This is a genomic window from Streptomyces venezuelae (assembly GCF_008642335.1).
Lineage (GTDB): Bacteria > Actinomycetota > Actinomycetes > Streptomycetales > Streptomycetaceae > Streptomyces > Streptomyces venezuelae_F.
The window spans coordinates 6,110,273-6,125,817 of sequence record NZ_CP029191.1 but is presented as its reverse complement, the minus strand read 5'-3'; the positions used below and the strand labels follow the sequence as shown (position 1 = coordinate 6,125,817).

The window sequence follows — 15,545 nt, the reverse complement described above, 5'->3', positions numbered from 1 at the left end:
TGGTCGTCATCGGACTCTGGTGCGCATCGCCGTGAGCAGATATGCGCAGAGCAGAGCGGTCAGCGACAACATCAGCGCGGTGCCCACGGGTTGAGCGATCATGCGCACTCCCGCGGCCAGATATCGCTCGGCGCCGAACGGCCACTGCACCAGGGCGAGGTCCCGGAGCCGTGCCGGAAGCCCGACGGCTGATCGCACAGCTGGTCCCTCGACGGCCTTCTGTACGAGAGGTACGACGACGATAGGCACGGCGAGCACCGCGGCGAGGCCCGCGGTCGTGGACCGGAACACTCCGGCGGCCAGCACGCCGGCCCAGGCACACCCCGTCACCAAGGCGTACCAACTGGCGGTCAGAGATGGCCAGTCGGCGGGAACTTTCGTGAGTTCTTCTCCGTATACAAGGTGGAGCAGAACGGCGTCGGAGAGCACCGCGAGAGTGCTGAGGAGCAGCCCTGTCGCGGCCGCGACGAGGAGTTTGGCGCCGAGCAGCCCGAGGCGGCGCGGGACGGTGCCACGGTCCGCGGCGAGGGCGGGGTGGCGGAACTCGTCGCCGAAGGCGAGGGCGCCGAGGAGCCCGGCGCCGAGGGCGGCGGGCGGCAGGGGCAGTTCGTGGGGCCAGGCGGCGAGCAGGTGCGGTTGGGGGGTGTGCCCGGACCGCGCCAAGAAGACGGAGAAGAGGACGGAGGTTGCGAGGACGGCAGCCAGGGTGAAGTAGCCCGTGCCGACGCCCAGCAGGCGCCGGATTTCGTAGCGCAGAGGGCGCAGGGGGCTTCTGCCGGCGCGGACGGTGATGGGAGGCGGGAGGGCGGAGGCCGAGGTCGGGGCGGGGGGTGACACAGATGCGGAAACGGGCGCGGGCGCGTGCGCGGGCGCCGAGGTTGTGCCCTCGGGGGCGGTCGAGGTCCCGGTCCCTGCCGGCGTGTGGGAGCGGTGAGGGCGGGTGCCGGTGTCGAGGGGGACGGTGTCTGGCGGCGCCGGGTTGGGCGGGGCGGCCTCGGACGGCAACGCGCCGGACGGCAACGCGCCGGGCGCCACCGCGTCGAGCGGCCCGGGGTCGGACGGTGCCGTGTTCAGCAGCGCCGCGTCGGTCGGCACTGTGTCGAGCGGTTCGGTGTCGGGCGGCGTGGGGTCGGACCGCACCGTGTCGAGCGGCGTCGTGTCGTCGCCGCTTCCTGCCGGTGGGGCCATGGCGGCGGTTTCGCCGGGGGCGTCGGAGACGGCTTCGGAGGTGGCTTCTGCCACGCCTGCGGCGTCGGCGCCGGGCGAGTCGTCAGCCGGGTGACATTGGGCCTGCGCTTCCGTGGCGGTTTCGCAGGTGACCGCGGGGACGGCCTCGGCGGCCGAAGCCGGGGCGGGGATCGGGCCGGGCGGGGCTGCGGGGTTCGACCGTTCTTTCTGGGCCGAGCCGCCCTGGTGGTCCCGGGGGCCGCCCTGGTGGTCCCGGGGGCCGCCCTGGTAGTCCTTGTGACCTGGACGGTCCTGGGCGGCCTGCTGGTCCGGCCCATCCTCGCGGTCCTGGCTGCCCTGCCGCCCCGGGCAACCCGGGCGGTCTCGACCACCCTGCTGGTCCGGCCGACCCTGCAGGTCCGGCCGACCCTGCAGGTCCGGCCGACCCTGCAGGTCCGGCCGACCCTGCGGGTCCGGCTGGTGTCTCCGGCTGGTTGGGGTCGTCGGGTGTGTCGGGCTCGTCGGGTGCCTCGGGCTCGGCTCCCGTGTCGGGCTCGTCTGATGCGCTGGGGGCGCCTCATGCGTTGGAGGCGTCTGGCTTGTCGGAGGCGTCCGATGTGGCAGGGGCGCCGGGCCCGGAGGGGTTCGTGGGCCCGTGTCGCCGGTTTCGGTGGCGAGTTGGTGGATGAGGATTCCGTGGCGGTACGCGGTCTCGCCCACGTCGGCGCACGTGCTTCCGTAGACCGAGAGGCGGTTGCCGTCCTCTTTGACGACCTCGATCGTGCGGTGTGCCGCGCGCGCCTCTTTGGTGAGGAGTGCGCCCAGGCGGGCGGCGTGCGGGGTTCGGACGGCGACGCGGGGGCGGAGTCTGGTGCGTGCGAAGTCCGCGGCCTCCTGGTCGGCGACCAGGTGTCCGGAGTCCAGGGTGACGACGCGGTCGGCGGTGCGTGCCGCTTCCTTGGGATCGTTCGTGGTGAACAGGACCGTGCCGCCCTGGGAGGCGTGGGCGCGCAGGATGCCGTGCAGCCAGGCGCTCTCCCGGGTCGAGAGGCCCTCGCCCGGCCTGTCCAGGACAAGCGTGTGGGGGTCGGCGAGCAGCGCGCAGGCCAGACCCAGTCGCCGGTCCATGCCGCGGGAGAGGGTGCCGAGGCGCTCGTCCCGGAGGCTGACGAGTCCGACGGCCTCCAGGACGTCGTCGGCGCGCAGGACGGGCACTCCCACGGCCGCGCACAGCATGCGCAGATGGCCGCGGACCGAACGCGCCGGGTGGCCGGGGACGTCACCCATGAGGACACCGACCTCGCGCGAGGGGTGGGCGATCCGGTGCAGGGGGCGGCCTCTGAAGTACGTGACGCCCCGGCCCTGTTGGAGTTCGAGCATCAACCGCAGCGCCGTGGTCGTGCCGATCGGCTCGGCGTCGAGCAGTGCCGTGACACGGCCAGTGCGTGCCTCGAAGGACACGTCCTCGACGGCGGGCGGGAGCTCCTGGCGGGGATTGCTGGTCAGTCCGATGGCCTGGATCATCGCTTCTCTCGCAGGATGTGCGACCGCTCGGCGGCCGGGGCCCGTCCGCCGGATCGGGGACGGACGAACCCCGTGGGTACTGCAGCAAGATAACGCGACATTTGCGGCTTTTCGGTCAGGGCGTGGGTCACTGGTGTCCAGTGCGTCAGACCTCGGGCACAGCGTCGGCGGGTTTCAGACCTCGGGGCGCAGCATCGGTGGGTTGAGGAGCGTGGCGCCGCCCGCGCGGAACAGTTGGGCGGGGCGTCCGCCCTGGCGGGTGGTGGTCCCGCCGGTGGGCACGAGGAAGCCCGGGGTGCCGGTGACCTTGCGGTGGAAGTTGCGCGGGTCGAGGACGACGCCCCAGACGGCTTCGTACACGCGCCGCAGCTCGCCGACGGTGAACTCCGGCGGGCAGAAGGCCGTGGCCAGCGAGGAATACTCGATCTTGGAGCGGGCGCGCTCGACGCCGTCCGCGAGGATCTGGGCGTGGTCGAAGGCCAGGGGGGCGGCCTGTTCGTCGTCGCGGCCGTAGCCACCCTGCTTGAGCAGGGCCTCAACCGGGGCCCAGCGGGCGCTGTTCGCGTCGCCACCGGCGCGCGGCGCCGGCAGGTCCGGGGCGAGCGCGAGGTGGGCGACGCTGACCACACGCATACGGGGGTCGCGCTTCGGGTCGCCGTACGTGCCGAGCTGTTCGAGGTGCGCTCCGTTGGCCTGCGCCGGGGCGTCGGGCGCGTGCGCGCACAGGCCCGTCTCCTCGCTCAGTTCACGCGCCGCCGCCGACGACAGGTCCTCATCCGCGCGTACGAACCCTCCGGGCAGCGCCCAACGTCCCTGGAACGGCTGCTCGCCGCGCCGCACGGCCAGCGCACAGAGCGCGTGCCGGCGCACGGTCAGCACGACCAGGTCGACGGTGACAGCGAAGGGCGGGAAGGCCGACGGGTCGTAGGGCGACATGCCGCGATCATAGTCGTCTGCTTGACGATAAACACCTCCTTCGCCCATTGCCGTCCAGTTGCTTCCCGTCGTTTCGCCGCCCGGGTCGCCGGGTGCGCGGGTCCGTTCGTCCGTGCGCCAACGCTGTACGTGGGACATGGTCATACCCCCAACTGCAGCCTGTCGGCCGCCTCCTCGACCATGGCGAGGCCGAGCCGGCTCACCCGTACGGAGAACGGTGCTCCGGCGACGCTCAGCCCGCTGAGACCCAGCTCGCCCAGCGGGGCGCTGCGCATCGGAGCGAGCTTCACCGTGCCCGCGGGTGCGTCCGGCCGGATCCCGGCGAGCGCGGTGAGGACGTGCACCCCTGCGGCCGCGGCGGTGGCGGCCGGGCGGCAGGCCGCCGGGTGCGGCAGCGGAGCCGCGCCTTCCGTGCGCTGCTCCCCCGCGTACATCTCGGGCAGCCGGTGGCCGAAGCACTCGGCAGCGGACAACAGGCCGCGCAGGAGCGAGCTCGCCTCCTTCTCGTACCCGGCAGCCGCGAGCCCGGTGAGGGCGACCGCCGTCTCGTGCACGCGGACCGCCCCACCCCTGTGCCCGAACGGGTTGTACGCGACTTCCTTCGCCCCCAGGCTGCGCAGCCCCCAGCCGGAGTCCATGACGGGCCCGCCGAAGAGCCGGGCGAGCTGCTCGGTCCTGACCTTGTCGAGCAGTCCTGGGGCGAGCGTGCCCAAGCCGAGCAGACCGGTGTCCAGGAGGTGGGCCGCGCCTGCGGTGAGGTGCGGCACGAGCCTTCCGTCGGCCAGACGCGCGGCGGCCGGCCTGCCACCCGCCCGGTCGTCCACCCAGAACTGTTCCTGGAAGGCGGACCGCAACCGGGCCGCCCACTGGCGCAGCCCCAGGGAATCCGCGCGGCCGTGCGCGGCGAGCAGGTCCGCGCCGAGCAGCGCCGCTCGATGCGCGTGCGCCTGGACCTCGGCGCGCGCGACCCCCGACCGGTGGACGTCGGACAAGAAGACGCCGTCACCGATGGCGGTGTGCAGCCATCGCAGGCACCGTTCCGCCGCGGGCAGCAGCTCCTCGACCTCCTGCGCGGAAAGCCCCCAGCGCCGGGCTTCCGCGAGCAGCACCGGGAAGAGCAGGGTCGCCTCGGTGCCCGTGCAACCGGGCGGCAGATGGGGGCCCGCGTCACGCAGCGGACCCGGGATCAGGCCCGACCGGGACCCCGGGCCCCCGAGCTGGCCGCGGGCCAGCGTGCGCAGCGTGCCCGCGGCGATACGGGTGCCGAGCGGCAGTGCCATACGGGCGGCGGCCAGCGCCTCGGCCGGTGCGAGTCCGCAGCGCCACGGCGCGCCCGCGGCCGGATACATGTCGGACGGATGCCCGGGATCCCGGAGCAGCAGTGCCTGCAGATCCTCGACGGAGCGGGCGAGGAGCGGCTGGACCCTCGGGTCGTCGCCGGTCGCCCGTGCCCCGTTGGCCGGGCGCATCGCACCGCGTCCCGCGGCGCGGACCGGTCCCGCGCCGTCGGGCCGCACCCTGAGTTCTACGCTTCGGGAGGTGCCCGGCGGCAGGTCCACCTCCCAGCGCAGCAGTCCCGCGGAGGCCAGGGCGTCCGCGGGCGCGGGGTCGGCCGTGACGACGCAGTGGGCCGCGGCGGAGGACCACCGCATGCCGGAGTCGTGCACGCTGGCGGGCAGTTCGGGTCCAGCCCGGCCCGAGGCGACCGCGCCCACCTCCGCGAGGTCCGTGCCGAGCGCGACCTCGAGGGGCAGCCGCAGGGGCCGCCCCGACGCACTGTGCAAGGTGATCCGCTCCGTGCCGTCCGCGTGCCGGATCCGCTCGACGACGACCTCCGGGTCGGGACCGCCGTCCGTCGACAGCCGGAGCGTCGCGACGAACCGGGCGCTGTCCGCGGAGAGCATGCGCGCCTGTACGGCGACCGGGTCCCGCCCCGCCACCCGTACCTGGCAGCGGGACAGGGTCCGGCGACCCGCGCGGTAGAAGCCCTCCAGACCTCGGCCGGTCAGCTGCCCCTGGTCGGTCGAGATCGCGAGGGCGGGCAGGGCGACGCAGATCAGTGCGGTGTGCGCGGGCGGGAGTTCGCGGACACGGCGCGGCTCAGGCGCCACGGCCGGTGAGGATGAGGGTGAGGGCGGGGGTGTGGGCGGCGACGGGCGTGTAGGCCGGGACGACGGGGGTCGTCCGACAGAAGACGGGGCGGGAAGAGACATGGGCAGCTTCTTTTGCGTTGTCTGCGGTGCCTGCACGGTGTCTGCGTGTCTGCGTGTATATCGGTCTGCGTGTCTGGCGGTCTGCGTGTCTGCGGTGTCTGTCGTGCGTGTGAATCGGCGGTGCGACACGGCCGGGTACCGCCACTCAGGTGAACGGGCAGACCCTGCGCCAAGTCACGCCTGCCCGGACGAAGCCGACCATGTGGCCCACAGCTTGTGCGGTCATCGGGTGTCCTTCGCGATGCGGCGGCCCGGGCGGCGGCCTTGCTGCGGGCCCCTGGCCGGGCTCCCGGGCGCCCGGGAAGCCTCGCTCGCGGTGCGCCGGGAAGCCTCGCTCGCCGTACGCGTCCGACGGCGACGGCGGCGCCGAGGTGCGACGTCGTCGCGGGCCTCGCGCTTCCGTCGCAGGCAGCGGCGGATCGACTCGGGGTCCAGGTCGTCGTTGCAGGCCTGGTTGAGGAGCAGCGCGAAGGCGTACCGGGGGTCGGCGACCAGCGCCATGTCCAGGGCCTCCTGACCTTCCGCGAGGTCGCCGAGCGACCAGGCGACCCAGCCGGCGAGGGCGAGTGGCGCGGCGGCGTACTCCGCGTACGCCCCGACGCAGCGCCGGGACAGGGCCCTCCAGAGGCGCAGCGCGGGCGGCCCCTCGCTCCCCTCCATCCACTCCGCCGCGCGGTCTCGGGTCGTGCGGACCTGGAGCCCGAAGATGAGCGCGGCCGCCTCGTCGTGCGCGATCAGTTCGTCGTCCCTGTTGTCGGCGTCGAGGATGTCGCCGGGTGCCGGGGGCGCCGCTTCGAGACGCGCCATGATCCGGCGCGCCAGGTCGAGCGTCTCCGAGGCGACGCCGACGCCCTGTTCTTCGTCGCACACCTCGCGGCTCGTCTCGTCGCTCACCTCGCGCGAGTCCGTGTCACGGTCCCCGTCGCATTCCGCTTCGCGCAGCATCCTGGGAAGCAGTTCGACGCTCGCCGCGTCGAGCGCTCGCTCCTGATCCGCAGCCGCCGCGGTCTCCCACGGGGTGAGCCGTCCCCGGATCTCGCTCTGCGTGGCGGTGGCCCGCACCCCCATGTACGTCGCCGCGGCGGCCAGGACCGAGGTGCCCGGCCTGAGCAGGGGGATGCCTTCCGGCGGACAGCAGCGGACGTCCGGGCAGCAGTAGGTCCAGAAGCGGTCCTGCGAGATGCACACGACCTCGAAGACGGGCACGTCCAGGCGGCCGCACGCCGTGCGCAGCTCCTGCGCCAGCGGGCGCAGCCGCTCCACGACCTGCCGTCCCGTCTCCGCGCCGACGGGATCCTGGCAGAGGAACGCGACGATGCCGTCGGGCCGCTCGCCCCTCCGCGCGGAGCCGCCCACCAGGCACTGGGCCAGCTGCTCCGCGACGCACGGCCAGTCCTCCGCCCGCTCGGGAACGCCGAGGCGCACGCGGCCGCCGAACCGGCCCCGCTCTCCGTGCAGGGCGATGAGCACGATGCTCTCCTCGGGCCTGAACCCGAGCAAGTACGGCAACGCGTCCGCCAGTTCGGCCGGCGTGCGGAGCGTGACCACCGGCTGCCCGAACGGGTCGCCCGCGTTCCCGGGGCGGGCGACGACGCTGTCGGCATGGACGGAACTGTCGGGCTCGAACTGACCCGCTGCTTCGCTGTGGTTCGTCATGCGCCGACTCTCCCGCGAAGCGCCGGGTTCCGGTTCACCCTGTGGATAACCCCGATCAGGGGCACGCCAACCCGCGAACAGCCACCGGACTTAATTAGGTTAGGCTAAGCTCACTTCGCAGGTCGGACCCAGCACAAAAGACGGAGACCATGACAGTACGGGCTGCCATGACAGTACGGGCCGCGGTGGCCGGAGCCAGTGGCTATGCCGGCGGGGAGCTCCTCCGTCTGCTGGTGTCGCATCCGGAGGTCGAGATCGGCGCGGTGACCGCGCACAGCAGCGCGGGGCGGCGACTCGGCGACGTACAGCCGCACTTGGCCGCTCTCGCCGACCGGATCCTCCTGGAGACGTCGGCGGAGTCCCTGCGGGGACACGACGTCGTGTTCCTCGCACTGCCGCACGGCCGGTCCGCCGCGCTGGCACAGCAGTTGGAACCCGGCACCCTCGTCGTCGACTGCGGCGCCGACTTCCGGCTGCGCGACGCGGAGGACTGGCAGCGCTTCTACGGCTCCCCGCACGCCGGTACGTGGCCCTACGGGCTGCCCGAACTGCCCGGCGCCCGGGGCGAGCTGAAGGGGACCGACCGTATCGCCGTGCCCGGCTGCTACCCGACGGCGGTGACCCTCGCCCTCTTCCCGGCCTTCCTGGCGGGGCTCGTCGAGCCGGAGGCCGTCGTCGTCGCGGCCAGTGGCACGTCGGGGGCGGGCCGGGTGGCCAAGCCGCATCTCGTCGGTTCCGAGGTCATGGGTTCGATGACGCCCTACGGAGTCGGCGGCGGCCACCGGCACACGCCCGAGCTGGTGCAGAACCTGTCCCGCGTCGCGGGCGAGCGCGTGAGCGTGTCCTTCACACCGACCCTCGCACCGATGCCGCGCGGCATCCTCGCCACCTGCTCGGCACGCCTGCGCCCCCACGCCGCCCCGGACGACGTACATCCCCCGGACGACGTCAACACCCCGACCGCCGTACACGCCCTGGAGCACGCGGTGCGTTCCGCGTACGAGACCGCCTATGCCGACGAACCCTTCGTACGCCTTCTGCCGCCCGGCACCTGGCCCTCCACCTCCGCCGTCCTCGGGTCCAACACCGCCCAGGTGCAGGTGACCGTGGACGCGGCCGCCGGGCGGCTCGTGTGCGTCAGCACGATAGACAACCTGACCAAGGGCACCGCCGGTGGTGCGGTGCAGAGCATGAACATCGCACTCGGACTCCCCGAAGGGACGGGGCTGCCCGTGAATGGAGTGGCTCCGTGAGCGTGACCGCTGCCCGTGGATTCGCCGCGAGCGGGGTGTCCGCGGGGATCAAGGACTCCGGCGCCCCCGACCTGGCACTCGTGGTGAACCGCGGCCCGTCGGACGCGGCGGCCGCGGTGTTCACCTCCAACCGGGTGCAGGCCGCGCCCGTGCGCTGGTCGCGGCGCGTGACCGGCGACGGTGCGCTGGCCGCCGTCGTCCTCAACTCCGGGGGCGCCAACGCCTGTACGGGTCCCGCGGGTGAGGACGACGCCCGCGCGATGGCCGAGCGCACCGCCCGAGCCCTCTGCGTGGCCGAGCAGGTCGCGGTCTGCTCCACCGGGCTCATCGGTGTCCGGCTGCCCATGGACCGGGTGACGGCGGGCATCGACACCGCCGCCGCGGAGCTGTCGGAGGACGGCGGCGAGTCCGCGGCGATCGCGATCAAGACGACCGACTCGGTGCACAAGACGGCGGTCGCGTCCGGTCCCGGCTGGACGGTGGGCGGTATGGCGAAGGGCGCGGGCATGCTGGCCCCCGGCCTCGCGACGATGCTCGTGGTCCTCACCACGGACGCCGACGTCAGCGCCCCGGCGCTCGACTCCGCGCTCCGGGAAGCGGTGCGCACCACCTTCGACCGGGTGGACTCGGACGGCTGCATGTCCACCAACGACACCGTGCTGCTGCTGGCTTCGGGCGCCTCGGGGGTGCGGCCGGACCCGGCCGGGTTCGCGGAGGCCGTGCACGGCGTCTGTCTCGACCTGGCGCTCCGGCTCGTCGCGGACGCGGAGGGCGCGTCGAAGGAGATCGAGGTGCGGGTGGTCGGCGCGGCCTCGGAGCCGGACGCCGTGACCGTGGGACGGTCGATCGCCCGCAACAACCTCCTCAAGTGCGCCCTGCACGGCGAGGATCCGAACTGGGGCCGGGTGCTGTCGGCGATCGGCACGACCTCCGCGGTCTTCGATCCGGACCGCATCGACGTATCCATCAACGGCGTACGCGTGTGCAGGGACGGTGCGGCCGGGGAGCCGCGGGACAAGGTGGACCTCTCGGGGCGCGAGGTGACGGTCACCGTCGACCTGCGCTCCGGGGATGCGTCGGCGACGATCTGGACGAATGATCTGACCGCTGCGTACGTCCACGAGAACAGCGCGTACAGCTCGTGAACGGAGTAGAGGCACACATGCGAGGCAGCGTCGTCGTCGTCAAGTTCGGTGGGCACGCCATGGTGGACGCGGATCTGCAGCGGGCGTTCGCCCAGGACGTCGTGGAGCTGTGGCGGGCCGGTCTGCGCCCCGTCGTCGTCCACGGAGGCGGGCCGCAGATCAACGCGATGCTCGACCGGCTCGGCCTGGAGACGCGGTTCGCGGCGGGCCTGCGGGTGACCACTCCGGAGACGATGGAGGTGGTCCGCATGGTGCTGACCGGCCGGGTCCAGCGCGAACTGGTCGGCCACATCAACGCGCACGGCCCCTTCGCCGTCGGCATGACGGGCGAGGACGCACACACGATGACGGCCGTACGGCGGGCCGCCTGGGTGGACGACCGGCCGGTGGACATAGGTCTCGTCGGAGACGTCGTGAAGGTGAATCCGGGGACAGTGCGCACGCTCCTGGAGCAGGGCCACATCCCCGTCGTCTCCCCCGTGGCACGCGGCGAGGACGGCCAGGTCTACAACGTCAACGCCGACCTCGCCGCGTCGGCGCTCGCCGTGGCCCTCGACGCCGAACGCCTCGTGATGCTCACGGATGTCGAGGGTCTGTACGCGGACTGGCCGCGCAGCACCGAGGTGATCGAGCGCCTCACGGCCGACGAGCTGGACGAGCTGCTGCCGGGGCTCGCCAGCGGGATGCTGCCGAAGATGGAGGGTTGCCTGCGGGCCGTCCGCGGCGGTGTGCGCATGGCGCACGTGCTCGACGGCCGGGTGCGGCACGCGGTGCTGAGCGGCGTACTCGGCGAGACGAGTCCCGGCACGACCGTGGTGCTCGACGAGGTCGTCGAGCGTGATGAGAGCGCCGAACACGACGAGTGCACCGTCTGACCTGCACTGCCTGCACTGCCTGCACTGCCTGCACTGCCTGCACTGCCTGCACCTACGAAGTGCCTGGCCTCACGCAGTCCTTGGCCGCACGAGGTCCTTGGACCTCACAGACTCCTGGCGAGAATCCGCGCGTTGCGCCGCGGGTCGAGGGAGCCCGCCCACGCCGACGGCGCCGTCCGCACGGCCGCGGGGGCGAACCCGTACCGGAGGAACAGGTCTCCCCCGCCGGTCGTCGCCGTGAAGAGCGCCCCGAGCGACTTGGCGCGAGCGACGGCCAGTACGGCGCGCATGAGCCCGGCGCCCACGCCGCGGCCCTGCCGGTGCCCTGCCACGCAGAAGTTGTAGAGAACGCCCGCGGGGCCACGGCCCTCCGCCGGGTCGGCCGGATGCACCCGCAGGCCCACGCAGCCTTCGAGGGTGCCACCGGGTTCGGCCATGACGAGGAAGTCGGCGGCATGGTCGGCGTAGACCGACGCGGGCCTCTCGCGCAGCGCACCGGAGCGCACGAAGGGCCGGGAGAGGGCGGCGAGTTCGGCGGCGTCCTCCGCACGGGCCGGGCGCACGACGGGCACCCTGGAGGGTGCTCCCGCGGAGAATTCGTGCGCGGGGAGTTCGCGCAGCGGGGCAGGGCGCGGCGTAGCCGTGATCAAGGCTGTACCTTCCTCGGTTCCACGATGGTTCACGATGGTCCACGATCGAACTGGCGAGGTAAGGCTAGCCTTACCTAACTATCGAGTCCAGTCGGCACAGAACGGCCAGGGCCAGGGAGGAAGGAACTTGAAGAAGGGGCGGGTCGGACATCCCGTCCGGACACAACAAAGGCAAGAGGGAAAACCCACCTCTTGCCACTCTCAAGTTATAGCCCACAGGGGGGCTTGCGGCAAGGCCCCCTCCGTCCCGCAGAATCACTGGCCCACCCCAGCTTCGCGGACATCGGAGACCCCCCTGACCAGCAGCAGCGCGTTCAACCTGCCCGCCAATCTCTCGCCCAAGGCCGAGCCGGCGCTGATCGCCCGCGACGAGCGGCACTTCGCGGCGATCGCGGAGTGTCTCGACCAGACCGTCGCCGAGCTCTCCGACCGTCTCGACACCCTCCGCAAGGCGCCCGGCGGCATCGGCCGGGAGGCCATGGACCGTGACTCGGAGATCCACCGGGTGAGCAGCCGGCTGCGCGCCCTGCGCCGTTTCGGTCTCGACCTCTGCCTGGGACGCGTCGACGTCGTGGACGTCAAGAACGACAAGAACGACAAGGACGGCAAGGACGGCACCGACGCCGAACCCCTGTACATCGGCCGTCTCGGCCTCACCGACAGCGAGGGCCGCCGACTGCTCGTCGACTGGCGTTCGCCCGCCGCCGAACCGTTCTTCGCGGCGACCCACGCCAACCCGATGGGGCTGGCGAGCCGCCGCAGGTACCGCTGGACCGGCGGCCGGATCAGCGACTACTGGGACGAGGTCTTCACCGCGGACGGCCTCGAACACCACGCCGCGCTGGACGACCAGTCCGCCTTCATCGCCAGCCTGGGCGGCAACCGTTCGGCCCGGATGCGCGACGTGCTCGGCACCATCCAGTCCGACCAGGACGCGATCATCCGCGCGGGCTCACGCGGGGCGCTCGTCGTCGACGGCGGGCCCGGCACGGGCAAGACCGTCGTCGCCCTGCACCGTTCCGCGTACCTGCTCTACTCCGACCCCCGGCTCGGCCGGCATCGCCGCGGCGGCGGAGTGCTCTTCGTCGGTCCGCACGAGCCCTACCTGGGGTACGTCGCCGACGTCCTGCCCAGCCTCGGCGAGGAGGGCGTACAGACCTGCACCTTGCGCGACCTGGTCCCCGAGGGCGCAGCGGCCGTCCCCGAGAGCGACCCGGACGTGGCACGCCTGAAGTCGACCGCGGACATGGTGCGGGCGATCGAGAAGGCCGTCCGGTTCTACGAGGAGCCGCCCACGGACGCGTACACGGTCTCCACGCCCTGGGCCGACGTCCGGGTGAGCGCCGACGACTGGGCCGAGGCCTTCCGGGCGCCGGGCCCCGGCACCCCGCACAACGAGGCGCGGGAGCTGATCTGGGAGGAGCTGGCCACGATCCTCATGGACAAGCTCGGCCTGGACGAGGACATGGAGACGCACGACGGCGATGTCTCCGCCGAGACGTTCCTGCGGGCGCTGCGCCAGGACAGGGAGCTGGTCACGACGCTCCACCGCGCGTGGCCTCTGATCGACGCCGCGGACCTCGTGTCCGACCTGTGGACGGTCCCCGCGTACCTGCGGATGTGCGCGCCCCTGCTCGACCGGGACGAGGTCGCGCGGCTGCAGCGCAAGGAAGCCCCGCAGGCCTGGACCGTGTCCGATCTGCCGCTCCTGGACGCCGCGCGGCAGCGGCTCGGCGACCCGGAGGCGGCGCGGCGCAAGCGGCGCCACGATGCCGCCGTCGCCGCCGAACGCGAGCGCATGTCCGGTGTCATCGACGAGATCCTCTCGGCCGCCGACTTCTCCTCGGCCGGTGACGACAGCGAGGGCGCGGTGCGGATGCTGCGCGGCAAGGACCTCCAGGACACGCTGATCGACGGGAGCGCGCTGCCCGCGGAGGACCCGGACCGGCTCGCGGGGCCGTTCGTGCACGTCGTCGTGGACGAGGCGCAGGAACTGACCGACGCTGAGTGGCAGATGCTGTTGCTGCGCTGCCCGTCGCGGAGTTTCACCGTCGTCGGCGACCGCGCCCAGGCGAGGCACGGCTTCACCGAGTCGTGGGAGGAGCGGCTCGCGCGGGCCGGGATCGACCGGGTCACCATGGCCGCCCTCAGCATCAACTACCGCACGCCCGAAGAGGTCATGGCGGAGGCCGAGCCGGTCATCCGTGCCGAGATCCCCGACGCCAACGTCCCGACGTCCATCCGCAGCAGCGGCATTCCCGTCGCCCACGGGTCGGTCGCCGAACTGGACTCGGTCCTCGGCACCTGGCTCGACGAGCACGCCGACGGCGTCGCCTGCGTCATCGGCGACCGGGCCTTCCACGAGAAGTTCCGGGAGCGGTACCAGGTCCCGTCGCGCGTACGGTCCCTCACCCCGGAGCTGTCGAAGGGGCTCGAGTTCGACCTGGTCGTCCTCGTCGACCCGGAGACGTTCGGCGAGGGCGTCGAAGGCGCGGTCGACCGCTATGTGGCGATGACCCGCGCGACGCGGCAACTCGTGGTCCTCACGAGCTCCTAGGGGCCACCTCGCGTCCCTCCACGTACGTCGCCACCACGTCGATGTCGCCGATGCGTGACGTGTCGACACGTCGGGGGTCGTCGCCGAGCACCACCAGGTCGGCGCGCTTGCCCGGGGTGAGGGTGCCCAACGCGTCCTCCCAGTGGCAGGCGCGGGCACCGGCCACCGTGTAGGCGTACAGGGCCTCGTCGACGGTGATGCCCTCGTCCGGGCCGATCACCCGGCCCGACCCGGACGCGCGCTCGACCATGAACTGGACGGCCCGCAGCGGGGCGCCGTCCGTGACGGGCCGGTCGGAGCTGCCGACCAGTGGGATGCCGTGGTCCAGGAAGGCGCGGCCGCGGTAGAGCCAGGGCGCCCGCTCCTCGCCCATGATCGCGGCGTAGTCGTCGCCGAAGCTGTGCAGGAAGGTGGGCTGGACGACCGCGCTGACGCCGAGCCGCGCGAACCGCGCGAGCTGGTCGGGGCGGATCAGGCCCGCGTGTTCGATGCGGTGCCGTGCGGTGGGCCGCGGGCGGAGGCGCTGGGCCCGTTCCAGCGCGTCCAGGGCGAGGTCGGCCGCGCGGTCGCCGATGGCGTGGACGGCGAGCTGCCAGCCCGCCAGGTGCCCGTCGACAATCAGGTCGGTGAGCGCGGCCGGGTCGTCCTGCAACTGACCCGCGTGGCCGAGTCCTTCGTACGGTCTGCTGAGCGCGGCCGTCCGGGCCATCATGCCGCCGTCGGTGTACACCTTCAGCGCGCCCACGGAGAGCCAGTCGTCGCCGAAGCCGGTGCGCAGGCCCAGGTCGAGGGCTCTGGGGAAGCCGTCGTCCTCGTGCGCTGCGACCGGGCGGAGGCGTTCCGCGGCCACCATCAGCTGCACGCGCAGCGGGAGCAGCCCTTCGTCGCGGGCGAGTTGGTAGGCGCCGAGCTCGACCGGGCTGTGGCCGAACAGGGTGCCGCCGATGCCCGCCTCGGCGCAGGCGGTGACGCCTTCGGCCAGGCAGGTGCGGGCGGCCCGTCCGATCGCCTCGGCCAGTTCGCGCTGGGAGTACGGCAGGCGCAGCGCGCGGGCGGCGCCCATCGCGCCCTCGGCGAGGAAGCCGTTCTCGTGCGGGGTGCCGGGCGGGAGCAGGTCCAGGACGGCGGAGTTGACCACGCAGCCGTGTCCGGACTCGTGCAGGACGTAGACCTTGTGGCCCCCGCTGACCGTGTCCAGTTCGGCGGCGGTCAGATGGCGGCCGAGGGCCCGCTGGTCGTATCCGGCGATGCTCAGCCAGGAGCCGGGCGAGCGTTCGCGGGCCGCGGCCGCCGCCACGACGGCGAGTACGTCGTCGACGCGGGTGCGGCCCGCGATGCTCGGGGTGCCCTCCTTGAGCCCGGTCCAGGCGAGATGCACGTGGGCGTCGATGAAGCCGGGCAGCACGGTGGCGCCCCGCAGATCGATCACCTCGCGCGCGGGCCGGGAGGTCACGGCCGCGTCGAGGCCCGCGATCCGGCCCCGCAGGATGCCCAGGTCGTGGGCGACGGGGTGGTCCGGATCCATGGTGAGGAAGCGGGCGTTCGTCAGCCTCTTGCAGAGCACCAAAG

Annotated in this window: 10 protein-coding genes; 4 read left to right on the top strand and 6 right to left on the bottom strand. The window is 73.0% G+C overall.

What is annotated here, in order from left to right:
- Window positions 1-6: 6 nt before the first annotated feature.
- The 4 genes from DEJ49_RS27620 to DEJ49_RS27605 form a co-directional block, all read right to left on the bottom strand.
- Entirely contained in the window at window positions 7-2,691 is a 2,685-nt protein-coding gene (locus DEJ49_RS27620) for an ATP-binding cassette domain-containing protein (protein ID WP_150186612.1), read from the bottom strand.
- Between the two features lie 174 nt (window positions 2,692-2,865).
- A complete protein-coding gene (locus DEJ49_RS27615) occupies window positions 2,866-3,627 on the bottom strand; it encodes an NUDIX hydrolase (protein WP_223833013.1) in 762 nt (253 codons plus the stop codon).
- A 140-nt stretch (window positions 3,628-3,767) separates the two neighbouring features.
- Entirely contained in the window at window positions 3,768-5,840 is a 2,073-nt protein-coding gene (locus DEJ49_RS27610; RefSeq protein WP_150186610.1) for a glycogen debranching N-terminal domain-containing protein, read from the bottom strand.
- A gap of 222 nt (window positions 5,841-6,062) precedes the next feature.
- Window positions 6,063-7,496, bottom strand: coding sequence for a DUF4192 domain-containing protein (locus DEJ49_RS27605; protein ID WP_150186609.1), 1,434 nt, complete (start codon window positions 7,494-7,496; stop codon window positions 6,063-6,065).
- A 167-nt stretch (window positions 7,497-7,663) separates the two neighbouring features.
- On the opposite strand from DEJ49_RS27605, the gene argC reads away from it, so the two are divergent.
- From argC to argB, 3 genes are read left to right on the top strand one after another with little or no spacing between them, the layout of a single operon-like run.
- Window positions 7,664-8,749 carry an N-acetyl-gamma-glutamyl-phosphate reductase gene (argC, locus tag DEJ49_RS27600; protein ID WP_150186608.1) on the top strand — a complete coding sequence of 362 codons (1,086 nt, stop codon included), beginning with the start codon at window positions 7,664-7,666 and terminating at the stop codon, window positions 8,747-8,749.
- A complete protein-coding gene (gene argJ, locus DEJ49_RS27595; protein WP_150186607.1) occupies window positions 8,746-9,894 on the top strand; it encodes a bifunctional glutamate N-acetyltransferase/amino-acid acetyltransferase ArgJ in 1,149 nt (382 codons plus the stop codon). Before argC ends, argJ begins: the two co-directional genes overlap by 4 nt.
- A gap of 17 nt (window positions 9,895-9,911) precedes the next feature.
- Entirely contained in the window at window positions 9,912-10,769 is an 858-nt protein-coding gene (gene argB / locus DEJ49_RS27590; RefSeq protein WP_150186606.1) for an acetylglutamate kinase, read from the top strand.
- Window positions 10,770-10,873: 104 nt separating this feature from the next.
- Here argB and DEJ49_RS27585 read toward each other — a convergent pair whose 3' ends face one another.
- Window positions 10,874-11,419: a GNAT family N-acetyltransferase gene (locus DEJ49_RS27585; protein WP_150186605.1), complete on the bottom strand. Its 546-nt coding sequence runs from the start codon at window positions 11,417-11,419 to the stop codon at window positions 10,874-10,876.
- A 295-nt stretch (window positions 11,420-11,714) separates the two neighbouring features.
- Here DEJ49_RS27585 and helR point away from each other — a divergent pair, with 295 nt between their 5' ends.
- The gene (helR, locus tag DEJ49_RS27580; RefSeq protein WP_150188503.1) at window positions 11,715-13,976 is read left to right on the top strand and encodes an RNA polymerase recycling motor ATPase HelR; all 2,262 of its coding nucleotides are present in this window, start codon (window positions 11,715-11,717) and stop codon (window positions 13,974-13,976) included.
- On the opposite strand, the gene DEJ49_RS27575 is transcribed toward helR, so the two are convergent.
- Window positions 13,963-15,540 (bottom strand): amidohydrolase, encoded by a 1,578-nt coding sequence (locus tag DEJ49_RS27575; RefSeq protein WP_150186604.1) that lies wholly within the window; start codon window positions 15,538-15,540, stop codon window positions 13,963-13,965. The genes helR and DEJ49_RS27575 overlap by 14 nt on opposite strands.
- Window positions 15,541-15,545 lie beyond the last annotated feature (5 nt).